Genomic DNA, 26,749 nt, shown 5'->3' with positions numbered 1-26,749 from the left:
TTTAACCAAGTAACCGCTTCGCATGAAACCGTTCTATGCAATTCTCATCAATTCCATCGTGGCAGGCATTACCAATACATTCGTATGGTTCGCCGTCACTTTCTGGGTGTACCTGGAAACGAGATCTGTACTCGCTACATCGTGGATGGCGGGTATTTACATCGGTACCGTGGCAGTATCCGGCTTTTACCTCGGCTCGCTGGTAGATCACTACAAAAAGAAGCATGTAATGATGCTTTCGAGCATCGGCTCCCTGGTGTGCTTTGCGCTGGCGGGCGCTGTATATGCCATTACGCCGCCGGAAGCATTCAAACATGCAGACAGTCCCATGCTGTGGGTATTTATCGTATTGGCGCTCATGGGGGCATTATCGGGTAACCTCCGGTACATTACCCTGCCTACCGTTGTAACGATCCTGGTGCCGGAAGATAAGCGGGATAAGGCCAATGGTATGGTAGGCACTGCCAATGGCACTGCTTTCCTCGTGGCATCAGTGTTCAGCGGTCTTGCTATAGGACTGCTGGGCATTTTCTGGACGATGGCCGCCGCCGTGGCAGGAACATTGCTTTGCATACTGCATCTCTGGTTTGTGAAGATGGAAGAAACACTCCAAGTGGAATCACACAGCGATAAGCCGCGCCTCGATGTGAATGGTACTATCCGGATAGTCAGGCAGATCCCCGGTCTTTTCGGACTCATCTTCTTCAATACCTTCAATAACTTCCTCGGCGGTGTATTCATGGCACTGATGGATCCTTATGGCCTGTCGCTGGTATCGGTGGAAGTCTGGGGTACCCTTTGGGGGGTGCTGAGCCTGGGCTTCATAGTGGGAGGGATCACCATTTCCAAAACCGGGCTGGGTAAGCAGCCGGTACGTACCCTGTTTACCTGCAACATCGTGATGTGGACTATCTGCATCTTCTTCGCCCTGCAGGCATCTATCGTTTTACTGGCCGTGGGTATGTTCGCCTACCTCTGCCTCATCCCTGTAGTGGAAGCGGCGGAGCAAACCATCATACAGAAAGTGATACCGCTGGAGCGGCAGGGCCGCGTTTTCGGATTTGCGCAAAGCATAGAGCAGGCTGCTTCTCCGTTAACGGCAATTATGATTGGCCCGGTTGCACATTTCTTCTTCATTCCATTTATGACAACAGGGCAGGGGGCCGATATCCTTGGTCCCTGGTTCGGTACCGGGCTCGACAGGGGCATTGCGCTGCTCTTTACACTGACAGGCCTGGTAGGACTGATGGTGACGCTGATAGCAAAGCGCACCAGGGCATATTCACATTTATTGAAAATCGCATAAAAACTGTACAACATGACTACGCAAGACGTTTCGCAAACCGGTAAGGTGGCTGCTTTTTTGCTGCTGTACGACGGGCATACGCCTATGTTCAACAATGTGCTGGAAGGGATTTCGGAGGCCGATGCCCGGAAGCGGCTCGATACCCCGGCAAACCACCCCGTATGGCTGGCGGGAAGCCTGGTACAGGAGCGGTTTGAACTGGCCAATGTGCTGGGGCTGCAGGAGAAGCAGCAGGCCCACGCGTTATTCGAAAATCATAAAGGCATACAGGCCGATGCGGAATACCCTTCGCTGGACACGCTGCGGGCAGATTGGGCACGAATCACACCCATACTGCGCGATGCCTTTGCCAATGCAACTGCAGAAAAACTGAACGGACCCAACCCATGGCCCATGCCGGGAATGGATGAGATCAGCCTGCTGGATATGTTCCTATATTGCGTTGACCGCGAATCTTATTGCATCGGCCAGCTGGGCCTCTGGCGGAGGCTCCTCGGATATCCGCCCATGCGTTACTCATAAAATAATTACATGCGTAAACTTTTTGTATCTAACCTCGCTACTTTAGACGGCTATCTTGCCGGGCCCAATGGCGAGATCGACTGGCATAATACCGATGGCGAATATGAAGGCTATGGTGAGAAAATGATGCTTTCCAGCGGGGCTATTCTGTTTGGGCGTATTACTTATGATCTCATGGCGGGCTATTGGCCTACAGCTACTGACAATAACGTGGCGGTAACGCAGCAAATGAATAAGCTGCCGAAATATGTATTCTCCAATACCCTGACCAGGTTGGACTGGAACAATGCCCACCTCGTAAAGGAGCCAATGGAGGCTTTTGTACGGGAGCTGAAAGAAAGTGAAGGTGGAGATATAGTGATCCTGGGGAGCGGCACCATTGTGTCTCAGCTTACGGAGCTGGGGCTGATTGATGAATACAGGATATTTACGGTGCCGGTGCTGTTAGGGGGAGGTATCCCTGCCTTTCCGCCGGTATTTAACAGAAAAGGGCTTACCCTGGTATCGTCCCGGGAATTCAGTAACGGGAATGTGCTGAATACTTATTGGGTAAAATAATGGTTCTTACCGTGTTGCCTTAAAATTTTCGCATCCGGATCACCGGAGGCGGTAAGGCAGCTTGTTGCTTTTTCCGATTCAACTCTTCAACAAAACAGCATGCACCATCTTCCGGTGCATGCTCCCGGCTGCAATACAGCCGCAGTTACATACCTGTTTCATTCTGAATTATTTAGGGGTTGTGCCCTGCCTGCTGGTAAAAGATCTTTTCAGTGCTATTAGCGTTTAAACTCCCTTTGGCGGAAAACGCCCTTGTTTAACAAAATAAGACATAACAATTACGAGGGTAAAATTACCGGATAATACATTAACTCATTGACACATAAAACATCCGCGTAATAGGTGTAACTTTTGACAAGTTACCCTGCCGGGTATCGAGAACGGCAGGGTTCAGTAACCATAAGGGCACAGAAAAGATGCTTCACTTCGTGACACTTTTCTTCACCATTACAGACAGCGAAAAAAAGGGGATAGCATGAGACGGACAGGCGAGAGGCCTGTTTCCGCCATGTCCTCTATATGCACAATCAGACAAGCGTTTACACATTTATATTTCTTTATCTAAAAAGCACTTTACCATGAAAGAGATTCTTAATGCCAATGCACTGCAGTATTCCTTCAGCCACCAACTCAACCCCAATGCAGAAGCCATGGAAGCCGTGATCCGGGGGTGGATCGAAACGGATTATAACTGGCTGCCCGATAAAATGAAATTCAAATACGGAAAAACAGGGATGGGTCATTGTGGCGGATGTATATTCCCGCATGCGTCTATGGCACAATTAACCGCCATATGCCGGTTTTTCATATGGGCATTTACAGTGGATGATATATATGAGTTGTCTGATCCTGCCGAAATCGAGCGTGTGCGCCATATTTCGATGGAAGCACTGCGGTATGGTAATTTTATCAGTGATGAGCAGATATTTGCACCGCTTCCGAAGATGCGGGAAGAGCTACTCGCCATTAGTTCTCCGCTATGGCTGGATAGATTTTGCAATAGCCTCGACCGCTATTTCGATGGTTTAAAAGAGGAAGTATATTATCGTGTTCCGCAAATCTTCCCGGATTTCGAAACATTTGTAAACATCCGCATGAAAGCGGTGAATGTATATTCCATGATTCACCTGGCAGAAGCTATCACTAAAACTACGCTGCCGGATTATGTGGTACAGACACAGGTTATAGACAGGTTGGAACAACTATCGTGCAGTATCCAGGCATGGTCAAATGATTACTTCTCAGCCCACCTCGAGAAGGGGAATGATGTTATGAACCTTGTATTAATCATTGAGAACGAAAGAGGTTGTTCCCTCAGTGAGGCGTACCTGGCCGCATTAGCGATCCATGATCAGGATGCAGATGAGTTTGTAATGCTTACACAGCAACTGCCGGATTTCGGAATATGGAATAAACCTGTAGCGAAATACGTGGAAAATCTTCAGCTGATGATAGCCGGGAATTTGTTCTGGACATTGAATCTGACGGAACGTTATAAAAAGGGCGGACACCCTTCAGAGGATCTTGCAAAAGCAAAGGAAATGGCTGCTTAGGTCAATTTGATATTTTATGCCAGTGCCTGTGTATGCAGGTGCTGGCTTAATTGCTGCAGAAGAGTGGTTCTGTCATAAGGTTTGCGGATAACGCCATGGGCTCCTAATTCCAGCCATTGTTCTACAGGACCACCTTTGCCGGTGATCATTATAACAGGAATGTGCTGAAAGCGTTTGTCTGCCTTTAAAAACTTCAAAGTTTCAGGGCCATTCATGGCAGCCATGTTGTCGTCCAGGATAATACCATCCGGCAGTGTGGTGGTGTTCTCCAGCTTCTCTATCAATTGCAGACCATCAATACTTGAAGTAACGGCACAACCAAAAGATTGAAGCAGGGAAGAAAGCAGTTTGTTTTGCATCAGATCGTCTTCTGCATAGCTTAGATTCAGCCCTGCCAGTTGATGTGTGGTTTGCACAGGTGCAACTTCAACAGGTGCTGTGCTGGCAATAAGCGGGAAGGTGATGATGAAAGTAGTAAGGCCATTCTGGCTTGTTACATGATAGCTGCCATTGCATTGGTCCATGATACTTCGTACAATGTACAAGCCCAAACCGGAGCCTTCTATCTTGGTATTGTGTTTGGCGGTCATGAACTTATTGAACAGCAGCTTGATCTTTTCCTGAGGGATATCCGGGCAATGGTTTGTAACGGCTATTTCTAAGAAGGAGTTATTGCTGATGCCGTTCAAGCGCACAGTGATAGGGGTATCTTCCCTTCCATATTTTACTGCATTGGAAATAAGATTGGTGACAGCGATATTAAGTTGCAGTGGGTCGCTTTCAATGTAAGCAGGTAACCCCCTGTCATAATTCAGCATGATACTTAACCTGCGGGATTCTGCCTTAATTTGCTGGATTTTAATAATACTTTGAATAAAGCCCTGCAATTCGAATGTTTCCGGATGAGCTTCGGAAGGGACACCATTCTCGATCTCTCCCATATTCAGCACATTATTTACAATGTTCCGCATGCCATGATTGATCGTCATCAGCTGTTCCACATATGGCTTCAGCTTTTCATATTCAGGATTGTCTTTGACTTCCGATTGTAACAGATCGATCAAAATGGTATTGGAGGCAAGATTGTTACGCATTTCATGCGAAGTCTTGAAAATCAGCATGGATACCTGATTTAACAAGATCTTATTCTCGCGGATGTCCTGTACAAAATAACCCAGAACCAATGCATCAAAAAGTAAGAAGCAGGGTAAGGCTACCCAACGAAGCAGATATTGAAACTCCTCCGCCAATTCAAGTGGAGGAACTATGTTGTAGTAATAGTTTATTTCAAGGGCAATCAGTGTAAATATGGCTGCACCGATACCTGTAATACGCTGCCAGCGCTTACGGTAAACAAGAAAGCTGACCCCAAAAATGAAAACCAGGATCATTGATATGTTGATGGTTTTACCCAGGATGGCAGCAAAGTATAAAGCACATAAGCAATGTGCCAGCAGTACACTGATGCTTGCAGCTTCGTATTTCTTTTGCTTGTTGAGGAATATTATACCGATAAATATCAGCCCTTCGATAAAGGCCGGAAACAGTATACCATTGTTGCCAGAATAAACATAGAAAAAGAATCCTATGGAGATTGACAACAGTGCAGTTATAAAACAAATGCTGTTGACTGTACGTATTTTGTGCGCCCTCTCTTCAGGCAAGCCTTTTGCTCCGGCTGAGATTATCTGGTTAACCCATCCGGTCATTGTAGTCAGTATGTAGGCGGGGTAGCGCATTAATTGGGTGTTTGTTTCTTTCGATGGTTTTCTCAATAAAATTCAACTCGGGTTTCGTTCCCCAAGTTACCGAATTAATTCACGGATTTTGTTAATTGGATGTAAATAGTCTGCAGGGTGTCACTTTTCCCTGGTAGTGCATTATTCAGCACATTCCTTCGTTGCCTTAATCACACACAATCTCACCTCCAAGACCCGAGCTGGTCACTATATACGAATAGTAATACAGTATGGATGCGATACCCCACAATCTGTAGGCATTTACATGGTTTTCCTGTGTTAAAAGCTCCATTTGTTATTGAAATGTAAATGAATTTTAACCAGCCCTAAATTACAAATTACTTCCCGCATACATGTATATCCGGCTTATTACCCATTAAATATAGAAGAAGTACTACAGCGGTTACTTTAAAAATGGAAAGAGCCGACTTTCAAAACATTTCAACAGATTTCAAAATGTTAACACTTTCATAAAGTTTAGTTAGTGTTCCGGTAACACTACTGCTATTCCTTTGCGCCTTCAACATGCCAATTATCAGGTCATCTAATCGCTCAAGCATTATGAATAAAAAATTACTACAGTTACTCGCATGCATTGTATGGTGTGCGGTTTTGTTTATTCCGGAGCAGCTTTACGCACAGGCCGAAATGCCTGTTAAAGGCGTGATACGCACGGCAGACAATGGCACCCTTATGCCCGGTGTTACCATCCTCGCCAACGGTAAACTGGTAGGTATGACCGACGAGAACGGTGCTTTCTCCATTAAAGTGACCGAAAAAGGCACCATGCTGCAGTTTTCGATGATCGGGTATGAGAAAATTCATTTTGTAGTAAACGACATTCCCCCGCAGCTGAAGCTTACCATGAAAACCGCGTCCAGCACCCTGAACGAGCACGTGGTAACCACAGCACTGGGTATTAAGCGCTCTGAAAAGGCACTGGGTTATGCCCAGCAGACCGTAGGTTCCGAAGCCCTTACCGATGCCCGCCCCAACAACTGGTCGGATGCGCTCCGTGGTAAAGTTGCCGGCCTCAACATCGCTTCCCTCGGCGGCCCCCTCAATTCCCAGGAGATCAGGCTGCGTGGCGAAAGCTCCCTCACCAGTAACGGTAACGCCGCACTGGTAGTAGTAGATGGTATCCCCGTTAACGGAAGCCTCACCACCTCCGGCGCCTCTAACATGTACATGGGTGGCGATGCGTCTATCGACGTTCCGGTAGATTTCGGTAATGGTATCTCAGACATCAACCCCGATGATATTGAGAGCATCTCTATCCTCAAAGGCCCCGGCGCTACGGCCCTATACGGCAGCCGCGCTGCCAACGGTGCGGTACTTATCACCACCAAATCAGGCAAAACACGGAAAGGCCTCGGCATCTCCCTCAATTCCAACACCAGCTACGACGTGATCACCCGCTGGCCCGATTATCAATACGAATACGGCCAGGGCGATGGTAAAACCAACTTCAATGCCAATGGTGAAATGTATTACTCTTATGGCGCAACGGCAGACGGGCGCAGCACCGGCGGCAGCTCCAGCGCTTTCGGTCCTAAGTTCAACGGTCAGTCGTATTTCCAATATGACCCCACCACCTTCACTACGGGTAAGGAAAGAACCCCCTGGGTGCCTTATACCGATAACCGCAAAGGCTATTGGCAAACCGGCCGCACTACCACCAACAGCATCACCCTCGATAATTCGGGCGATGCAGGTACCGTGCGCGCTTCACTGACGCATACCGACAATAAATGGATCATGCCTTCGATGGGCTTCAAGCGTACCACGGCATCCGTGAACGCGGGTTATAAAATTTCAAGCAAGATCAGGGTTAGCTCTGTTGTGAACTATACCAACAAAACGAGCGATAACCTGCCCGGACTTGGTTATAACAACCACTCCATCGCTTACTTCATGATTTTCCAGAATCCAAACGTAGACCTTAACTGGTACCGCCCCCTGTGGCGCCCCGGCTTTGAGGGTATCGATATGATCCGCCCTTACAGCTCTTTCATCGACAACCCGTTTGCGATGACCGACGAGATCAAGAACGGCCTGCGCAGCAACCAGCTTACCGGTAACCTGAAAGTTGATGCACAGCTGACGCCGAAGCTGAACCTGATGGTGCGCTCCGGTATCAACGCCAACCAGCAGGGCCGCGATCAGCGCCGTCCATGGGATATTAACCGCTATGGCCAGGGCTTCTATCAAACACAGCAGGTTTACAGCCAGGAGATCAACAGCGACTTCCTCCTCTCTTACCGCGATGCATTCGATAAAGGGAAGTTTACCCTCGGCGCTTCCGTAGGTGGTAACACCATGAGCAGCCAGTATAACCGTAACGATAATACCCTCATCGGCCTCGTGGTACCCGGTGTGTATAAAATGACCAATGGCATCGGCAACCCGCTGGTAGCTACCTACGATGCCGATAAGAAAGTAAACAGTCTTTACGGCCTTATCAACCTGGCGTACCGCGACAGGATCTTCCTCGACCTTACCGGCCGTAACGACTGGTCCAGCACCCTGCCGGAAGAAAACTGGTCGTTCTTTTATCCTTCCGCTAACCTTAGCGTGATCCTGAGCGATATGATCCGTATGCCGAAGGCGCTCAGCTTCGCCAAATACCGCCTGTCGGTAGCACAGGTAGGTAACGATACCGATCCCTACAGAACCAACAAGTATTACAACCGCAGCGATTTCCCCAGCTCTGCAGAAGCTCCCACGCAGTTGTATAACCTGCACTTCAAGCCTGAGATCGCTACCAGCATAGAAACCGGTCTGGACCTGGGCTTCTTTAAGAACAGGCTCCGCATCGATGCATCGGTGTACCAGACCAACACTAAGAATCAGATCCTTTCTGTTCCCCTCGAACACTCTTCCGGCTTCAGCTCTGCTATCCTCAACTCCGGAGAGATCCGCAACCGTGGCGTGGAGCTTGTAATTACAGGCACACCGGTAAAGAACAAAAACTTTACCTGGAACACCACGCTTACCTGGGCTACCACCCGCAGTAAAGTAATGAGCCTCGATCCGAGACTGGGCGGTAAGCTCTCCATCATGAGCTCTTCCAGCGCCACGCTCACTGCTGTGGAAGGCCAGATCGCTTCCGCGCTTTACGGTCTGAAGTTCGAACGTTCTCCTGACGGACAGGTGGTTTACAGCAACGGCCTACCCGTGGTAACGCAGACTACCGAATACATCGGCGATACCAACCCCGACTGGAGAGCCGGGCTCATCAACAACTTCTCTTACAAAGGCTTCAGGCTGAGCGCTACCATCGACGGACAGTACGGCGGTATCCTCTATTCGCACTCACATCACAAAATGACCGAGCAGGGTAAACTGAAACATACCCTGAAAGGCCGTGAAGAAAACTGGATCGTGGGCGAAGGTGTGGAAAAGAAAGCCGACGGATCGTATGTACCTAACACTACTAAGGTGCGCCCTGCGGATTACTATGCACAATACTACCGCCTGAACAATACTGAAGCCAACTCTTTCGACGCATCGTTCCTGAAGTTCAGGGAAGTATCGCTGGAGTACACGCTGCCTGCCAAATGGATTGCCGGCACTTTCCTGAAAGATGTAAGCATCGCTGCTTATGGCCGCAACCTGGCGGTATGGTCCGACTTCCCGATCTATGATCCTGAAGTAGCCACACAGGCCGGCGGTACCGGTATCCTCACCGGTGTGGAAGTAGGGCAGATGCCTGTGCCTTCGACCTTTGGCTTTAACCTGAAAGTAAAACTGTAATTACAAGTAAACTGCGAAACAATGAGATTCTCCAGCATAGGAAAAAATATACGGTCTATCAGTCTCTTCTCCGCCACAGCCGCCGCGCTGATGCTGAGCAGCTGCACCAAAGACTTTCTTGAAACCAACGAAGACCCGAACCGCCTTGAAAGCATTACACCTGGTACCCTGCTGAACCCTACCATCTACGGTGCTGCTACCTACGGTATGAGCCGCAGCCGCTCATTTACTTTCGAGCTGATGCAGGTGTCCGGCGGTTATCCCAACGAATCTGTGGAAGATCAGATTTATCTGTACGACTTCCGGGAAGATGTGGGTAACGGTATCTGGACTACAGGTTACAAATGGCTGGCCAACGCCCGCGAAATGGAACTGAATGCTGCAAAGCTGGGTAACAATAACTACCTCGCCATCGCGCTCACGCTGAAGGCATGGATGTACGCCAACCTGACGGATTGCTTTGGCGACGTACCCATGAGCAATGCACTGAGCGGAGAAGACGGTAAGTTCTTCCCCACCTTCGATAAGCAGGAAGATGTGTATAAAACGATGTTGTCCGACCTCGAAAGGGCAGACACTATTTATGGTAAGGGAAGTACTGCTACTTATGCGGCAGATATCCTTTATGCCAACGATTTCACCAAGTGGAGAAAGTTCACCAACTCCCTCCGCCTGCGCCTGTTGCTGCGTGCTGCCGGTAAAATGCCGGAGAACTATGGTAAGATGGCTGAGATCATCAACAATCCCGCTAAACACCCTATTTTTACCAGTAATGCTGAAGCTGCAGTACTGAACATCAGCGGAACGGTACCAAACATTTCCCCCTGGAGCCGCCCGCAGGATTATAGCTCCGGCCGTGTGTGGTACGACTTCTTTACAAAGAACCTGAACGATGTGAACGATCCCCGCCTGAAGCTTTTTGCAAGCGTGGCCCGCGGGAAAGATAATGCGAACCTCGGTTTCAAAGGGCTGCCTATCAATTACATGGAGTCGCCCACGAGTGTTGACTTCACTCCTTCCGGCCTCCTGCAGCGCCTTGTAATAGCACCGATGATTGTACCGATCATGAGCTTCTCCGAAGTAGAATTCATAAAAGCAGAACTGGCGCAGAAAGGCCACCTCACTACACCGGCAGAGGATCATTATAAGAGCGGTGTGAAAGCTGCCATCGAAATGTGGGGCGGTGTTATGCCGGCAACATACTTTGATGCTCCTGCCGCTAAGTACGATGGTACGCTGGCGAAGATCATGCTGCAGAAATACTATGCCCTGTTCTTCACCGATTATCAGCAATGGTTTGAACACCGCCGCACCGGCTTACCGGTTCTGCCTAAAACAACTTTCATGTTCAACAGTGGCAACATGCCCGCACGCATGTACTACCCCACTACCGTGAAGATTTATAACACGGAGAATTACCTGAAAGCCGCACAGCAAATGGGTGGCGATAAGCTCGACGTTAAAGTTTGGTGGCAACAATAAAAGCATAACTCATGAAAAGGAAATTCTTATCGGCATTCGCCGCACTGACGCTTATCAGCGCCCTGGCCAACGCACAGGTGAAAGGCCGGGTATTTGAAGATGTGAACGGAAATGGCAAATTAGATAAAAAGGAAAAAGGCATCGCCGGTGTAAATGTCAGCAATGGCATTGAAGTAACCGGTACCGACGCGCAGGGTTTTTACACCCTGCCCGAGCAACCCGGGCAGGTGATCTTCGTGATCAAGCCTGCTGGTTACCAGTTTGCGCTGGATACAAATAACCTCGCCAAAAACTACTATATCCATAAGCCGGAAGGTTCTCCGGCAGACTTTAAGTTCAAGGGCTCCGCACCCACGGGTAAACTGCCTGAGCAGCTGAACTTCGGCCTCCGCCGTCAGGAAGAGCATGAAAACTTCCGCGTACTGGTGTTTGGCGATCCGCAGCCTTATACCATGGAAGAGATCGCGCATTTCTCCAAAGGTGTAGTGGCAGAAGTAGCCGGTGTGAAGAATGTTGCTTTCGGCCTCAGCCTTGGCGACCTCGTAGGTGATAACCTCAATCTTCATGGCCCTTACATTCAGGCAGTGAAGCAGGTAGGCCTGCCCTGGTACAACGTGATCGGTAATCATGATATGAACTACGACGCGAAAGACGATCTGTATTCCGATGAAACTTTCGAAGCCAATTTCGGCCCTGCCAACTACGCATTTAATTATGGGAATGCCCACTTCATTGTGCTGGACGATATCATCTATCCCGATCCGCGCGATGGTAAAGGCTACTGGGGTGGCCTGCGGGAAGATCAGCTGAAGTTCATTGAGAACGACCTGAAAACCGTAGCAAAGGATAAGCTGGTGATACTCGCCTTTCACATTCCCCTGCTGAACGAACAGGGTATCGCCTTCCGTCCGGAAGACAGAAACCGCCTTTTTGAGCTGCTGAAAGATTTCCCGAATACCCTTTCCCTCTCCGCCCATACACACCTGCAACGGCAGAACTTCTATGGTAAGGCCGACGGATGGCTGCAGGAGAAACCGCACCATGAGTACAACGCAGGCACCACTTCCGGCGACTGGTATTCCGGTGAGCTGAACGAACAGGGCGTGCCCGCATCTACCATGCGCGACGGTACTCCCAAAGGCTACGCTTTCCTGAACATCAAAGGCAACCAGTACAGCATTGATTATAAAGTGGCAGGTAAGCCGGATGCATACCAGATCGAACTGTCGATCCCGAACGTAGTAGAGAAAGACAGGAACAGTTCTGCCGGTATTTACGCCAATTTCTTCATGGGTACGAAAGGCGATAAGGTGGAATATTCTATCGACGGAGGAGAATGGAAGCCGATGGACTACATGGAAGCTGCCGACCCCGCATACCTCAGTGTACTGCATAAATTCGACCATACGGAGAAGCTGCTGAACGGCAAGCGCCCTTCGCATGCAGAGCAGAGCACGCACCTGTGGTGGGTGAAGATCCCTTTCAAACTAAGCACAGGGAAACATGAAGTGAAAGTAAGAGCTACCGACCGCTACGGTAAAACATACGAACAGCAAGGTTCCTATACCATCATGAAATAAATTGAGAAACATTCAAACAGTAACCGCACGTATCCCGCGTGCGGTTTTTTTCATTTATGCCAGGCCCAAGTAGTGCTTCCTTTCTGCAGGGCTTAAACGCTCGATGGCATAGCGCAGCATGGTACGCGGCAGGGTGGCGGCATATTGATCGAGGAAGGCATAAAGCTGATCGGGGTTCTGTTTCCCCGCCTCCCTGATCCAGCCACCGGCAGCTTTCTGCACCAGCTCTTCAGGGTCTTTACGGAGTAAAGTGGCTATTTTGAATGTGTCGGCAGTTTCACCTTTGCGTAGAAAGTAGGCGGTGCTGACGATGGCGGTACGGCGTTCCCAGAGGTTTTTGGAACGAGCCAGTTTATAGAGGATGTCGCGCGGCTTGTCGAAGAGGTAGGCACCTACCACAAATTGAGCGGAGCGGTCTATCAGATCCCAGTTGTTGATACGGTCGTGGCGGCGGAGATAGAGGTCGTACAGGGCTTTCTGCTGTTCGGGAGGCGTCTTCTTATCCCGCGCCTGAAAATCCATAATACTAACGGCACCGGCACGCAGTTCATGGATGGGGCTTTCGAGGAGTTTTTCCACCTCCTTCAGCGGCATGGCCTTATATGCTTTGGCCAGCGCAAAAAGTTCTCCCATCTTTACGCCCATAAACTTATCCCCTTCGCCATATTCTCCGGCGCCGGATTTAAAGTACCGCTGTATTTTGCGGAGCTCCTCATCAGACTGTAAAGTTTTCAGGGCATCGGTAAATGCACGGGCGGTAAGTTGCATGGGGAAACAGTTGTTTTCCGAATGTCGGATATTTCCCGGAGAAAAGCACCGCCTGCCATACGGGAGTTTTGTCGTAAATTTCTATACCTAAAATGATTGCATCATGAAAAAGTATGTAACCGGCACCTTCATCTTCGCAGACCTTTCATCGGCCGATGCGGGCAAATTGCGTGAGTTCTATCAGGCGGTAGCAGGCTGGTCGTCTACAGGCGTGCCTATGAAAGACGGAGATACGGATTATGAAGATTACATGATGAACGATGCGGAAGGCAATCCTGTGGGGGGAGTATGCTATGCCCGGGGTACAAACCACGATGTACCGAAGGGCTGGATGATGTATATACAGGTAGATAATGCGGAACAGCGCATTGAAGACTGCAAAAAGCTGGGCGGCGAGGTAGTGAAAGTGGCCCGTAAGAAAGACGGCAGTGTGTATTATGCCATGCTGCGCGACCCTGAGGGCAACGCTTTTGGTATTGGTGATTATGGTGAACAGCCGGGTGCAGGTACTGCCGCTAAAGCCGCTATCCAGATCAGCAAGCCTGCGGCTGCTGTGTTTGAAGCCATCGTAGATCCGGAGCAGATGAAGCATTATTTCATTTCATCATCTACCGGCAGGATGGAAGCAGGAGCTTCCCTCACCTGGCGCTTTCCGGAATTTGATATGAACGTACCGGTAAGGGTAAAGGAAGTGGAAAAGAACGCGCTGGTAACTTTTGGCTGGGATGTGAACGACCATGAAATGACAGTTACCATCCGCCTGGAGCCCTTCGGGGATGGTGCGGCCACGGTGGTGAAGATCGAAGAAGCATCGGCTGAGGGATACGATCCCGGGCAGGAATGGCTTATCGGTAATACCGAAGGATGGGCTAACTTCTTATCCTGTATGAAAGCCTGGCTGGAATATGGTGTTCACCTGCGGGTGGGAGCTTTCGATTTCAGAAAAGAAGGCTGATAATACCTGTGGAAGAATAGGGACGTTTATGCACTGGCATAGTTTCTGACCGGGTAAAGGGTCATCATGGCACCCAAACGCTCAAATACCGCCCAAAAGAAGCCATCTCCCGGCAGCATTGCAGAAGCTACAGCCCTCCGCAAGCGTCCCGTACCCGGGGGGAAACGCACAGCTGCTGCAAAGCTCCCGGCAAAAGCGGCTGCCATTCTCAAAAAAGCAGTTAAGCGCCCGATGGATAAAACCATCAAGCCCATGCTGGCCACACTGGTAACCGAGCCACCGGAGGCGGAAGATTGGGTGTTTGAGATCAAATGGGATGGCTACCGCGCCCTCGCTTTCATGGACAAGGGGCACATCAGCCTCCGCTCCCGCAACGATAAATCCTTCGACGAGAAGTTTTACCCCATATTCGAGGCCCTTGGTCAGTGGGGTATCCGTGCCGTTATTGATGGAGAAATTGTTGCGGTGAACGACAGCGGCGCTGCAGACTTCGGCGCCTTACAGCAATGGCGCAGTGAAGCAGACGGTGAGCTGCGGTATTATGTGTTCGACCTCCTCTGGTATAACGGCTACGACCTCCGGGAGCTTCCCCTGAGCGACCGTAAAGCACTCCTCCGGGAACTGGTACCTGCTGGCGGCCCCATCCTTTTCAGCCCCGATTACCAGACTTCCGGCAAAGATTTCATGCGTGCCGTGAAGGACCTGGGGCTGGAAGGTATTATGGCCAAGCGGAACAGCAGCACCTATAACCCGGGTAACCGCTCGCGCGACTGGCTCAAGATCAAAGCGGGCCTCCGCCAGGAAGCAGTAATTGGTGGATATACAAAGAACGAAGGCAGTAAGAAGCCCTTCAGCGCCCTGCTGGTAGGGTTCATGGAAAATGGAAAGCTGGTGTATTCCGGAAAAATAGGTACCGGTTTTTCCATAAGCACGCAGGAAGAAATGCTGCGGCAGTTTAAACCCCTCATCCGCAAAAAGCAACCATTCACACAGGAGCCCGATATCAATAAGCCCAGCCGCTTCAGGCCTGATCCTCCCAAAGCAACTGCTGTATGGCTCAAGCCGGAGATCGTTTGCGAAGTGAGCTATACAGAAATGACCAGCGATGGCGTTATGCGGCATCCTTCCTTTGAAGGACTGCGGACAGACAAGCCGGCAAAAGATGTTGTACTCGAAGAGGCGGAGGAAACAGTTCCCGTAGTGGTAAAGAAGCCCCGGAAACAGGTGAAGATACCCATTACCCCGGTTGGGAAAAAGTCGCGGAAAACCTTACTGAACCCGTCGGAAGACACACAGGTGCGTATCGTAAGTGGTCATGAACTGAAGTTCTCCAATCTGGGAAAGATATACTGGCCAAAAGAAAGGATCACCAAGCGCGATATGCTGAATTACTATTACCAGGTAGCTCCCGTCATCCTGCCTTACCTGGCCGGCAGGCCGCAGTCCATGAACCGTTACCCCAACGGCATCACCGGTAAAAGTTTTTATCAGAAAGATGTTACGGCCACAGCACCCGCATGGATGGAGCAATATCCTTACCGTACCAGCGAAGGGGAAGATAAGAACTTCCTCGTGCCGGAAGACGAAGCCAGCATCCTCTGGATGGCCAACAGCGGATCTATAGAAATGAACCCCTGGAACAGTACAGTAAAAAAGCCGGATCATCCGGACTGGTGTTGCCTGGATCTTGATCCCTCCGAAGGCAATACATTCCGGCAGGTTATCCAAACAGCCCTTGCTGTGAAAGAAGTGCTGGATGAACTGGGAGTGACTGGGTATCCTAAAACTTCCGGCTCCACGGGAATTCATATCTATATACCGCTGAATGCGCGCTATACGTACGATGAATGCCAGCTTTTCGGAAAGATCGTAGCTACAAAAGTGCATGATATGCTCTCTGCATTTACGAGCATAGAGCGGATGACCAGGAACCGGAAAGGGAAATTGTACATCGATTATTTACAGAACCGTCCCAAAGCCACACTGGCATCGGCCTATTCATTAAGGCCTAAACCTGGTGCGCCCGTTTCCATGCCGCTGCATTGGGAAGAAGTAAAACCTGGCCTGAAGATCACTGATTTTAATATCCACAATGCACTGGACCGTATCAAAAGCGAGGGGGATATCTTCAAGCCGGTATTAGGAAAAGGAACGGATTTGCTGAAGATGATCCGTCGCCTTGGCAAATCCGTGTAACCATGCATGCCCGGAAAATATTACATTAGCGGTAAGACACAGCCGCATGAAAAAACTAATCTTTCTGCTGATAGCCGTTATTACTTTCGGCGCCGCACACGCACAGCACAAATCCATTGACAGTATTTATAATCCTAACGCCGATGCCCGGGCCGATCTGGCTGCCGTAATAAAAAAGGCAGCCGCAGAAAATAAGCATGTAATGCTGCAGATCGGCGGTAACTGGTGCATCTGGTGCCGGAGGCTTTATAAGTTCATAGGAGAGCATCCGAAGCTGGAAGAAGAGCAGAACAGGTACTACGTGGTGTATCACCTCAATTACAGTAAAGAAAACAAGAACCTCGATATCCTGAAGGATCTGGGCTTTCCCCAGCGCTTCGGTTTCCCGGTACTGGTGATCCTGGATGCGAAGGGCAACCGGCTGCATACCCAGAATACCGGCATCCTGGAAGCTGCCGACTCATACGATGAGAAAAAGATCCTGGATATGCTCCGCCAGTGGTCGCCTATGGCACTCGATCCCACCCTTTACAGGTGAGTGGCGAGCCGCGGCACCTTGTAAGGCCTGATGGCTGAAAAATAGACCCATCCGATAAAAAAGAATTGCAGCGGGATCCGAAACCACAGGTATTCGGGCCCGTTGCCGTCGTTGCCTGCCGTTTGCAGATTTACATGATGTAAGGTTGCGTATATATTGGCAGGAGTAATACACACAAAGAAAGCGATGAGCCACCACCCGGTGAGGGCCGCCATCCGCGGAATAAGCAAGCCTATGCCCGCAGCAATTTCCAGTATCCCCGTTATATAAACGATCCCCATTTTGAAAGGCACCGCCTCCGGCAGCATCATAGCCATCCCTTTGGCGAACCCGAAATGCGCGCCTCCCGTTACGAAGAGCATGGCGGCCATGCCAATGCGCGCGGCATGAGCGAAACGGTATTCTCCATGCTTCAGCCTCAGCACTATCAGCGACAGGAGGAATACGGCCAGTAATGTGATTTCAGGTACCATATTTTTTTACAGCAAAGTTCCGCCGCCGGAACGTATAAGTCAATGAACCCGGGTTAAGAAATACCGGAAATGCGCTTGCGGATCCTGCTCAGCGCCTGGGGCGTAATACCGATATATGAGGCGATGTATTTAAGCGGAATCTCGCGGATAAGATGCGGCTGATCAATTACCAGCTGCATATACCGCTGTTCTGCCGATTCTTTCAGCAGCGATATCTCACGGCGGAGAAGCGTAAGGTAAAGGTCTTCACTCGCATGCCTGCCAATGGTATTGCCTGCTGCAGTATTCTTGTAAATATCCTGCAGGTCGGACCAGGAGATGCGGAGCAGCGTAGTGTTGGTGAGTGCTTCCGTATGGTAACCGCAGGGCAGGCGGGTAAGGAAAGAGTCGTAGGCGGAAACGAAGTCTCCCGCGAAGGAGAAACTAAAGGTAAGATCGTTCTCCTCATCTCCGGGGATGTAGAAACGTACCAGTCCTTCGGCAATGAAAGAAAGGTGGTCTTCCGTTTGTCCCGCCTGGAGAATGAGCGACTTTTTAGGAAAGGTGGCCGCGGTTAACCGCGAAGAAAAGTAATGCCAGTCTTCGTCAGACAGTGGTGTAATGGTTTCGAAGTATTGCCTTATCAGCTCCATGAAAGTAAAAGTAAGATTAACCGATGATTTTTAATTAAATTGGAAGTATAGGGAGATGTGTCCGGAAAAGCATTTCTCCGATTTTCTGCCGTTATGAAATTGCGCCCTTATGTAATCGTGGGCTGTATAGCCCTCTTCGTTATACTATTATCGAGATGTGCCACCCGCAAGGCTGGTACGGCCGATCCCCGTGGCAACGGGTTTGCTGCAGCCACCTCCTGCGCAGATTGTCATAAGGCAGTATACGATTCATATGCTTCCACCGCTCACGCAAAATCATCAGCCATCGCCTCTGCAGGTACCGTAAAAGGGCATTTCGGCGCCCCTGATAACGTGTATCATTTCACCGGTGAAACCGATGTGGTCATGGAAAAGGAAGGCGATGCGTTGTTTCAGACCCTCACAGTCAGCGGAAAGCCGCAGGGTAAATATCCTTTCGATATCGTTTTCGGCTCAGGCCGTAAAGCGCAAACATTTCTATACTGGAAAAACGATCAATACTTTCAGCTGCCCATCTCCTGGTTTGTGCCTGCCAACAGCTGGGCTAATAGCCCGGGTTTCCCTGCCAGTCATCCTAAATTCGACCGGATAGTTCCTGCCACCTGCTTCGGCTGCCATAGCTCCATGGTATCGGTAAAGGAAGAGGTGAGCGGATTGAAGATTACAGACAAGTTTGCCAAAAGGGAGATGATTGCGGGGATAGATTGCCAGCGCTGCCATGGCCCGGCTGGGGATCATGTTGATTTCCACAGGGCCAACCCGGCAGAAAAAGCGGCTCATTTCATCACCCGGATGGATACACTCAGCCGTATTCAGCGCCTCGATGCCTGCGCACTCTGCCATTCCGGACTTAAGCCCATGGTGCGCCCCGCATTCGAATTTAAGCCGGGTAATAAGCTGGAAGATTTCATCATTGCCACAGTCCCATTCCCACAAAAGCCCAGTCAGCTCGATGTACATGGCAACCAGATGCAGCTGCTGGCGGCCAGTAAATGCTTCCTCCAAAGCCAGACGATGAATTGCTCCACCTGCCATAATCCCCACGTTACGGAGCGCACCAGCATGCAAACATTCTCTCAAAGATGTATGACGTGCCACCAGCCAGCAACCCCTCAGTTCTGCAAGCATACCGGCCAGCCTTCGGCCATCCTTCAGCAAAACTGTATCGATTGCCACATGCCCTCTCTCCCTTCAGGGTCCATAACCATGCTCACCAATGGGCAGCAAAGCCCTACGCCCGACTCAGTTCGTACGCATCTTATTGATGTATATGAAGTTATGAAGGGTAAACTACACTAGCCGGCATCTCCCATCTTACTTGATTTATGGTTTATTCAAGACAGCCCGTTGAGGCTGGGATACTGCATTATAGCCCGGCAGTTTATAGCTGGTATATTTTATGCACAACTATGTATATATTCTATCAACCTGTAGTTTGAAACATCTATGTCTTATCCCTTTATTAGGATAAGACATAGATAAGGTATAGATAAGTCATAGATAAGGTATAGATAAGGCATATGACAATTCAACTGGCTGTTTCTATGCTTTTAAGGTAAAATAGTATGACTATTAAGGTTGATAGGAGGTAGTTGATCTTTGGCCCCGTGGTAAGGGGGTATTTGCAGGAAAGTTGACAAATCCGGGAAAAATAAAGCCCGGTTCCTGCCAATGAGAAACCGGGCTTTAAAAAATATGTTCCGCTTATTCCTTCCCGAGGCTTTTTACGGGGTTGGCTACGGCTGCTTTAATGGCCTCATAGCTCACCGTTAAAAGGGCAATAGATACTGCCAGGAGGCAAGCCACGGCAAATACCCACCACTGAATGGTAACGCGGTAATTATAGCCCTCCAGCCATGCCTGCATGCACCAGTACGATAAAGGTGCTGCTATGATGAATGAGATCAATACCAGCTTTACAAAATCTCTGGATAAAAGGGCTGTTATGCTGGCGATGGATGCACCCAGCACTTTCCGGATACCAATCTCCTTAACCCTGTTTTCAGCCATATAGGTTGCCAGGCCAAACAGGCCAAGGCAGGAAATGAAGATGGTGAGCCCGGCAAACAACGCGGCTAAAGTGCCCTGGTGCTGCTCGTTTTTGAACTTTTGCGCGTAGGCTTCATCAACAAACTTGTATTCGAATGGGTATTCCGGATTGTACTTCTGGAAGATGGCCTCCACCTTGTCGAGGTTTTGGGCCGTAGGGTGCTGGTTGTTCAGTTTAATGTGCATCACCTCAAATGTCATGAAGCTGCTCTTTGCTCCGCAAATGAGAATCGGTCTGGTGGGTTCGTAAGGGTTGGTCAGGATAAAGTCTTTTATCACTCCTACGATATGCCAGTCTATTCCCAGATCAGATACAACTTTGCCAATGGGGTCTTTCAGCTTCATTACTTTCAGCGCAGATTCATTGATGATAAGCGCAGTTGAGTCGGTATGAAATGCTTTAAGGTTGAAATCTCTGCCTTGTATAAATTCCAGGCCGGCGGTAGTAGCCAGGCCTTCATCAGCTAAGTAGCGGTCGAAAGAGGTTCTGTCTTCCGGGTCTTTTCCTTCCCAGCTTTGGCCCCACCCGTCGCTCCACCTTTCCGTTAAGGGGGAGTTTGTTTTGGTGATGGAAGTAGCTGCTCCCGATTCCAGCAGTTCATTTTTTATCAGCGCGTAATTCTTTTTGATATCGCCTGTCATGTAATGGTACACAAGGTTTTCACTGTTGTAGCCTGTGGCCCGGTTGCGGCCATGATCTATCTGTTGCTTAACGATAATGGTGCAGATGATGAGCATGGTGGCAAATGTGAACTGTAATACCACCAGCACTTTGCGGGGCGTTACCAGTGCATTGGTTCTCTTATAGGTTCCTTTTAACACCTTCACCGGGCGGAAGGCTGAAAGAAAGAAGGCGGGATAACTGCCTGCCAGTAATCCGGTGAGCAGTATAAACCCGGTAAAGGCTAGCCATGTGGCGGTATTATTATATTGTAAGGAAAGATTTTTCTCGGTCAGCTGGTTATAGCCGGAAAGGCTTAGCTGTACAATTATGATGGCAAGGATGCCTGAAAGGAGAGAGATGAAAATTGATTCGCCGATAAACTGGGTAATCAGGGAGCTTTTCTGCGCCCCCACTACCTTCCTGATCCCTACTTCCTTTGCTCTTTTTTCGCTGCGTGCGGTACTCAGGTTCATGAAGTTGATACAGGCGATCAGTAAGATCAGTCCGGCTATGATACCGAATATTTTTACGAATGTAATCCGGCCTCCGTTATCTTCTACCCCATTGGTAAAGCTGGAATACAGGCGCCAGCGGTCCAGCGGGTAAGCAAAAAATTCCCATTTCAGATTTTTGGCTTCTTCATTATACCGCTGCTTCAAATCTTTCAGCTTAGGAGCCATGGAAGCAAGGGTGGCGTTAGGTTTTAGCAGGATGTAGGTGGAGGTGCTGTTATCGTTCCATCCAAAATCCTGCTTCTCGCCGGATTTAACAGTTGGCCATGGCAGCAGGTAATCGAATTCGAACCTTGAATTAGCTGGCGGATCTTTCAGGATTCCGGATACCGTGTAAATTTCACTATTCTTAATCTTTACTACCCTGCCGAGGGCTTCCTCTTCGCCAAACAGGCTTTTTGCAGTTTTTTCTGTTAGCACAACCGATTTCGGATCGTTCAGTGCGGTGGCGGAGTTGCCTTTCAGCATGGGGAAAGTGAACATCTGCAGAAAGCCGCTATCCACCGTTAACCCCGATTTCATCAGTTTTTTATCGCCCGTAGAGAAAAGGAAGTCATTATTCTCATCTACCCTCACCGCGCGTTCTACCTCCGGCAAATCATTTTCCAGTGCGCGGGCGGTTAATTCAGGAACGGAATTCCAGCAGGTGAGCTGGCCTTCATGCGCTACGCGGTTCCAGATCTCGTAAATCCTGTCTTTATGATGATGAAAGCCATCATAGCTTCGCTCGTCCCGGATCCACAGCATTATCAGGATGGCAGCAGCCATACCAATGGCAAGGCCTGAGATATTGATAGCGGAAACTCCTTTATTGCGCAGGATATTCCGGTATATGACTTTAAAAAAGTTAGAGATCATAGCTGCTGTGTCATTCGTTTAAAATATGATGGACAGGATGTGCGGCTGGGTGTGCTAAGACTATGCCGGATAGTTTTGGTATTGATTTTCAGTAAGATAGTTATAAAGTGAATATGCGTTTGTTCGTTTTCGGTACAAAAAACGTCCGCTTTTGATACACCGGGTTACTAAGATATATATAATGGAAAACCGCCCGTTCCCGGATATCCGGAAAGCGGGCGGTGTTTTTACCCGGTAGGGGGCGTTAATCATCTACCAGCACCAGGGCCAGGTTTGGGAAAATTCGGGCCAGTTGCATACTTCCAGCTGCATGTCAAACACCAGGCCCCAGGGGCATTCATGCATAACGGGCTGATACCAGTCGTCGCAGGTGTAGAAAACATGGCAATACGTATCATCGGGGAGGGTATTGCGTTTACCGCCATAAGGATCGTAGCAGCTGCCAACGGGGTAGGCGGTAGACGGGGTGATGAACGTAGTGGTGAGTGCTGCTGTCATCATCAGCATAGCGCTCCATTTCAGGATTTGCTTTTTCATGTTACAGGGTTTGGTTGGTGAGAAAAAGAGGTAAAGCTTCGCAGCGGAAATTAGTCCTGTGTTTACCATGAGTCGCTGCCGCAACCAGGATAAGTATAGGCTAATTGAGGCCATTGGCAAATTTCCAGGTTCATGTCTGCCAGCAGTATGTTCGGACATTGGTGTTCTACGGGTACGTACTGTTCGGTACAAACATAGTACACGCTACAGTCATCCGTATCCGGAATAAAATCTTCAGGAACACCCTGGGTGTTGGCCCAGCAAGTCCAGGCCGGGTTTTTGGCAACTGCACTCACTGCTGTCAAAGCCAGGAAAAGGGTGAAGCATATTACCCATCCAGACATTGTTTTCATCATAAATGATTGGTTGTTGGGTGAGAAGTTGATCGCGGTGATTTATCAATTCCAGGGATCGTAAGGGTCCTCATCTTCACAGTCGGGCCAGGTGATGGCAAATGCCGGCCATTCGCATACTTCGAACACCATGTCGGCATGCAGGCCCCAGGGGCAATGCATTTCAACAGGGCGGTATTCATTGTCACATACATAGAAAGTACCACAGTCGTACATGTCCGGGATAAAATTTTCCGGAACGCCTTGTGAGTTAGACCAGCATCCCCATGCCGGCTGGCCTGCAACAGCGCGGACAGATCCTGCAACGATGGCAGCAAAAAGGGTGAGGCATAGTGCCCATTTGGACATTGTTTTAATCATACATGATTGGTTTTGGGTGAAGAAATTGATCGCAATGTTTTATCAATCCCAGGGATCGAAAGGGTCTTGTCAACAGTCTGGCCAGGTAATGGCGAATGCTGGCCATTCGCATACTTCAAATGCCCAGTCGGCATGCAGGCCCCAGGGGCAATGCATTTCAACAGGGCGGTACTCATGGTCACATACATAGTAAATGCCACAGTCGTACATGTCCGGAATAAAATCTTCAGGAACGCCTTGTGAATTAGACCAGCAGCTCCATGCCGGCTGGCCTGCAACAGCGCGTACAGATCCTGCAACGATGACAGCAAAAAGGGTGAGACATAGTGCCCATTTGGACATTGTTTTCATCATACTTGATTGGTTTTGGGTGAAGAATAAACTTTAGTGCGCATAGGAATCCCTGCCCGGATCGGGAGGTGCATTTTATGGCTGGTATAAATGGTTGGGTAATTATTTTTTACATGACGAAGCCACTGATCGTGATGTGGACGGAGCTGTTAAACGCATTGGTCAGTAAATATGCCGATTGTGTGAAAGCACCTTCCTTAGCCGCTTTGTAAGTAAGGGTAACCGTTGTTTCTTCTCCCGGCAGGATGGGTTTCTTAGGCCAGTCGGCCGCGGTGCAGGAGCAGCCCACTTTCATATCGCGGATAAGGAGTGGTTGCTTACCGATGTTTTTAATCGTGAAAGTGGCTTTGGGCTTTTGATTGCGGTTTACCTCGCCGATGTTGATAGTGGTTTCATTAATCGCCACATAGGGATCGTCGTACTGGTCATAACTGGAATCATTCTGAAACTTCAGTTCTGCACGTAGTGTGGGGTAGAGAACTGCTTCCAGCGGGCCTTTCTTATTGAGGGCACTATCTGCAAAACGTTTCGACTCAGTGGAGTCTCCCAGTTTATGATGCAGTTTGGATAAGAGGTAGTAGTTAAAGAAATACGGCTGCTCTGTTACGGTTTTTTCAAGTCCGGAAAGGGCTTCCCGCAGTTGGGGGGTAGCTGCATTGTTTTGAAGAGCCATGTGCCCATAAAAGCCCGCAGCCAGTGTACGCACCAGCGTGTCGTGACCGTAGGGCAGTTTGGTTCGACTGTGTTTGTAAAGCTCCTGGCTGGCAGGGGTTATCAACGCTTTTGCCGCCAGATCTTTAATGACACCGGCGTTGCCATGTTTGATAACGGTCAGCAGTTTGCCTTCAGGCGAGAACAGGATGATGATGGGATAGGCTTTCTCATACAGCCACTGATCCAGCCACTGCTGGCCGGGTTCCATGGCGTTGAAACGATACACCACGTATTTGTCGAGCACTTCCTGAAACGTATCGTAATGCTTAGCGGCAGATAGGAGTTTGTCGCACGAGGGACAACCTTCATAAGTTACCACAGCCATCAGGTGTTTCTTTTCCCGGGAAGCGGTATTCAATGCTTCACGCATAGTGCCGGTGTTGATGGTGATTTCACGGGGAGCCTGTGAGCAGGAAAGCTGCATAAGACATAGCGCTGCGGCCAGTCCATGGAATAGGGACAAGAATCTCATAATAGAAGGGTTGGTTGGTTTGGTTGGTCGTTTTTCTGAAAAGGATTTGCGTATTGGGCTGTAAGTTATAATTCACCACTGCGGTAAGACTGCAGTGGAAATATTTTCATAATCTGCTTATATTCAGTTTATTATAAGCCATTTTTATTGAGGGGTGCGCTGAAATTAGCAGTGGGACTGCAAATGAGTTTGCGGCACTTCTATGTGTGTTAACAAAAGTGAGGCTTTGCTAAAAATTGGAATAACATGAATGCGGTAAACGGAGATGAACATTGTTTTTCAGTAGCCCGTTATAGTAACATTCACCCCTAAAAACTTACGTTATGGCCGCAACCCCTGCTGATGTAACCCTCTGGACTTTCCGGAGGATCCCCTACAAGTACGAAAGCAATTTTCCTTATAAGGATGAAGTGGAAGAGGCCATGCAGAAATGGTCGGATGCCGGTAAGGTGTGGTTTGTGCCACATACCAATGAGTACAATTATGTATTTATACAATCTTCGGATACCAGTAACAGCGGGATAGGAATGGAGAATATCGGCAGGCAGATTGTTAATATCAGTCATGGTTATAAAGCCCTGCACGAGCTGGGGCATACACTGGGTCTTATCCATGAACAATGCCGCGACGACCGGGATCAGTTTGTAGATATTGAATGGTATCATATAGCGCATGGGCAGAAAAATATAAATTTCATCCTTGAGCCGGACAGCGGTAATTTAACCTACTACGATACCGGTTCCGTTATGCATTATCCTGCTCCGGCCACAGGCTGGGGAGGTTTCCCTAAAGGTGCGGAAGTGTGGACGATGAAGAGTATAAAAGACCCGGAAGCACATCTGGGTGGTGGTGCAGCCCAGGGCTGGACCAATATGTCGGAAATGGATGAGATGGCCATTCGCGAACTATATAAAGATGTACCGGTACCTATGGGACCCGAAACCGATAATGGTCCGTTTAAAGAAGGATTCGATCAGCAATGTTCGTATACAATTGGCAACAGAACGTTCTTTTACGCGCAAAATACCGATGATGGAAACTGGTTTATCAGGGAGCTGATGCCTAAAGGTGAAATGGGCGGGCAAACGGATTTTGGCACCACAAAGCTAACCTTTCAGAATATGTTGACTTTTGCCATTGGCGGTAAGACTTATCTCTTTGGTCAGAACGAGGAAACGAAGTATCACGTTATCCATGAGTTACTGTCTAACGGTAAGCTGGGCGCAGAAACAACCAGTAAGCCCTGGCCGGTATATTACAAATCAATCGTTTCTTATACCATTGGCGGCAGGGTATTTCTCTTCGGGCAATATGAGGGTACAGGAGTATGGTTTATACAGGAAGTATTGGCAGGCGGGGTGATAGGTACGCAAACAGCTACCGGCAGCTTTAAGTTTTTCTATGATGTTCTCTTCACTTTCTCCGTTGGCGGAAAAGTATACCTGTTCGGTCAGAACATGAACGAGAGAAACTGGTTCATACAGGAGTTAAAAGCTGACGGCACGCTGGGGGCAGAAACCGATAATGATGTGTGGAATGAAGCTTACCAGGTGCAGTTTGGTTATAACATCAACGGGCATCAGTACATGTATGGGCAGAGCATGGATTCCCACGATTGGTTCATCCGGCAAATAACCAGAGATGGTAAAATGGGCGAGAAACTGCAGATCGGGACATGGAAATATGGCTATGCTGTGCAATTCCCTTTCCAGGTGGGAGGACAGCAATATTTCTATGGGCAGAATCTGGGAGCGTTGAATTGGTTTATACAGCAGTTGATAGACGTTTATGCATAGAAGAAAAGGCACCTGGTGAGGTGCC

At 49.1% G+C, this 26,749-nt stretch carries 22 protein-coding genes; 12 read left to right on the top strand and 10 right to left on the bottom strand.

Annotation, left to right across the window (positions count from 1 at the left end):
* Nucleotides 1–22 precede the first annotated feature (22 nt).
* The 4 genes from DEV76_RS02850 to DEV76_RS02835 all read left to right on the top strand — a co-directional run bounded on the left by DEV76_RS02850 (nt 23) and on the right by DEV76_RS02835 (nt 3,939).
* Nucleotides 23–1,306: an MFS transporter gene (locus DEV76_RS02850; protein ID WP_109694864.1), complete on the top strand. Its 1,284-nt coding sequence runs from the start codon at nt 23–25 to the stop codon at nt 1,304–1,306.
* Between the two features lie 12 nt (nt 1,307–1,318).
* Nucleotides 1,319–1,828: a DinB family protein gene (locus DEV76_RS02845; protein WP_109694862.1), complete on the top strand. Its 510-nt coding sequence runs from the start codon at nt 1,319–1,321 to the stop codon at nt 1,826–1,828.
* 9 nt (nt 1,829–1,837) lie between these two features.
* Nucleotides 1,838–2,386: a dihydrofolate reductase family protein gene (locus DEV76_RS02840; protein ID WP_109694860.1), complete on the top strand. Its 549-nt coding sequence runs from the start codon at nt 1,838–1,840 to the stop codon at nt 2,384–2,386.
* A gap of 578 nt (nt 2,387–2,964) precedes the next feature.
* Nucleotides 2,965–3,939, top strand: coding sequence for a terpene synthase family protein (locus DEV76_RS02835; protein ID WP_109694858.1), 975 nt, complete (start codon nt 2,965–2,967; stop codon nt 3,937–3,939).
* A gap of 14 nt (nt 3,940–3,953) precedes the next feature.
* On the opposite strand, the gene DEV76_RS02830 is transcribed toward DEV76_RS02835, so the two are convergent.
* The gene (locus DEV76_RS02830) at nt 3,954–5,678 is read right to left on the bottom strand and encodes a hybrid sensor histidine kinase/response regulator (RefSeq protein WP_109694856.1); all 1,725 of its coding nucleotides are present in this window, start codon (nt 5,676–5,678) and stop codon (nt 3,954–3,956) included.
* Between the two features lie 561 nt (nt 5,679–6,239).
* On the opposite strand from DEV76_RS02830, the gene DEV76_RS02825 reads away from it, so the two are divergent.
* Genes DEV76_RS02825 through DEV76_RS02815 form a run of 3 tightly spaced genes read left to right on the top strand, consistent with a single transcriptional unit; the run spans nt 6,240 to nt 12,496 of the window.
* The gene (locus tag DEV76_RS02825) at nt 6,240–9,434 is read left to right on the top strand and encodes a SusC/RagA family TonB-linked outer membrane protein (RefSeq protein ID WP_157962689.1); all 3,195 of its coding nucleotides are present in this window, start codon (nt 6,240–6,242) and stop codon (nt 9,432–9,434) included.
* A 21-nt stretch (nt 9,435–9,455) separates the two neighbouring features.
* Nucleotides 9,456–10,916 carry a SusD/RagB family nutrient-binding outer membrane lipoprotein gene (locus DEV76_RS02820; RefSeq protein ID WP_109694852.1) on the top strand — a complete coding sequence of 487 codons (1,461 nt, stop codon included), beginning with the start codon at nt 9,456–9,458 and terminating at the stop codon, nt 10,914–10,916.
* 11 nt (nt 10,917–10,927) lie between these two features.
* Entirely contained in the window at nt 10,928–12,496 is a 1,569-nt protein-coding gene (locus tag DEV76_RS02815; protein WP_109694850.1) for a calcineurin-like phosphoesterase C-terminal domain-containing protein, read from the top strand.
* Nucleotides 12,497–12,550: 54 nt separating this feature from the next.
* On the opposite strand, the gene DEV76_RS02810 is transcribed toward DEV76_RS02815, so the two are convergent.
* Complete coding sequence (locus DEV76_RS02810; RefSeq protein ID WP_109694847.1) at nt 12,551–13,264, bottom strand: DNA alkylation repair protein; 714 nt, start codon at nt 13,262–13,264, stop codon at nt 12,551–12,553.
* A 103-nt stretch (nt 13,265–13,367) separates the two neighbouring features.
* Between DEV76_RS02810 and DEV76_RS26080 the strand changes: the two genes are divergently transcribed.
* The 3 genes from DEV76_RS26080 to DEV76_RS02795 all read left to right on the top strand — a co-directional run bounded on the left by DEV76_RS26080 (nt 13,368) and on the right by DEV76_RS02795 (nt 16,953).
* Nucleotides 13,368–14,219: an SRPBCC domain-containing protein gene (locus DEV76_RS26080; RefSeq protein WP_198651922.1), complete on the top strand. Its 852-nt coding sequence runs from the start codon at nt 13,368–13,370 to the stop codon at nt 14,217–14,219.
* A 66-nt stretch (nt 14,220–14,285) separates the two neighbouring features.
* A complete protein-coding gene (ligD, locus tag DEV76_RS02800) occupies nt 14,286–16,415 on the top strand; it encodes a DNA ligase D (RefSeq protein WP_232826858.1) in 2,130 nt (709 codons plus the stop codon).
* Between the two features lie 46 nt (nt 16,416–16,461).
* Nucleotides 16,462–16,953 carry a thioredoxin family protein gene (locus DEV76_RS02795; protein WP_109694845.1) on the top strand — a complete coding sequence of 164 codons (492 nt, stop codon included), beginning with the start codon at nt 16,462–16,464 and terminating at the stop codon, nt 16,951–16,953.
* Here the strand turns inward: DEV76_RS02795 and DEV76_RS02790 are convergent.
* Entirely contained in the window at nt 16,944–17,426 is a 483-nt protein-coding gene (locus DEV76_RS02790) for a DoxX family protein (protein ID WP_109694843.1), read from the bottom strand. The two genes, DEV76_RS02795 and DEV76_RS02790, sit on opposite strands and share 10 nt — an antisense overlap.
* 53 nt (nt 17,427–17,479) lie before the next feature.
* Nucleotides 17,480–18,058, bottom strand: coding sequence for a Crp/Fnr family transcriptional regulator (locus tag DEV76_RS02785; RefSeq protein WP_109694841.1), 579 nt, complete (start codon nt 18,056–18,058; stop codon nt 17,480–17,482).
* 93 nt (nt 18,059–18,151) lie between these two features.
* On the opposite strand from DEV76_RS02785, the gene DEV76_RS02780 reads away from it, so the two are divergent.
* Entirely contained in the window at nt 18,152–19,357 is a 1,206-nt protein-coding gene (locus tag DEV76_RS02780) for a multiheme c-type cytochrome (protein ID WP_109694839.1), read from the top strand.
* Between the two features lie 405 nt (nt 19,358–19,762).
* Here DEV76_RS02780 and DEV76_RS02775 read toward each other — a convergent pair whose 3' ends face one another.
* From DEV76_RS02775 to DEV76_RS02750, 6 genes are all read right to left on the bottom strand, one after another.
* Nucleotides 19,763–22,141 carry an ABC transporter permease gene (locus DEV76_RS02775; RefSeq protein WP_109694837.1) on the bottom strand — a complete coding sequence of 793 codons (2,379 nt, stop codon included), beginning with the start codon at nt 22,139–22,141 and terminating at the stop codon, nt 19,763–19,765.
* Between the two features lie 252 nt (nt 22,142–22,393).
* Nucleotides 22,394–22,678, bottom strand: a complete 285-nt coding sequence (locus DEV76_RS25830) for a chitin binding peritrophin-A domain-containing protein (protein ID WP_157962688.1) — start codon at nt 22,676–22,678, stop codon at nt 22,394–22,396.
* Nucleotides 22,679–22,740: 62 nt separating this feature from the next.
* On the bottom strand, nt 22,741–23,022 hold the full coding sequence (locus tag DEV76_RS26330; protein WP_394336953.1) for a chitin binding peritrophin-A domain-containing protein: 282 nt from the start codon (nt 23,020–23,022) through the stop codon (nt 22,741–22,743).
* A 54-nt stretch (nt 23,023–23,076) separates the two neighbouring features.
* The gene (locus tag DEV76_RS02760; RefSeq protein WP_109694831.1) at nt 23,077–23,391 is read right to left on the bottom strand and encodes a chitin binding peritrophin-A domain-containing protein; all 315 of its coding nucleotides are present in this window, start codon (nt 23,389–23,391) and stop codon (nt 23,077–23,079) included.
* Nucleotides 23,392–23,460: 69 nt separating this feature from the next.
* Nucleotides 23,461–23,745 carry a chitin binding peritrophin-A domain-containing protein gene (locus DEV76_RS02755; protein ID WP_109694829.1) on the bottom strand — a complete coding sequence of 95 codons (285 nt, stop codon included), beginning with the start codon at nt 23,743–23,745 and terminating at the stop codon, nt 23,461–23,463.
* Between the two features lie 106 nt (nt 23,746–23,851).
* A complete protein-coding gene (locus DEV76_RS02750) occupies nt 23,852–24,928 on the bottom strand; it encodes a DUF1573 domain-containing protein (RefSeq protein WP_109694827.1) in 1,077 nt (358 codons plus the stop codon).
* Nucleotides 24,929–25,251: 323 nt separating this feature from the next.
* Here DEV76_RS02750 and DEV76_RS02745 point away from each other — a divergent pair, with 323 nt between their 5' ends.
* A complete protein-coding gene (locus tag DEV76_RS02745; RefSeq protein WP_109694825.1) occupies nt 25,252–26,724 on the top strand; it encodes a M12 family metallopeptidase in 1,473 nt (490 codons plus the stop codon).
* Nucleotides 26,725–26,749 lie beyond the last annotated feature (25 nt).

The organism is Chitinophaga deserti, from assembly GCF_003149455.1.
Lineage (GTDB): Bacteria > Bacteroidota > Bacteroidia > Chitinophagales > Chitinophagaceae > Chitinophaga > Chitinophaga deserti.
Note: the sequence above shows the minus strand (reverse complement) of the source record. Positions and strands in the feature narration are given on the sequence as shown.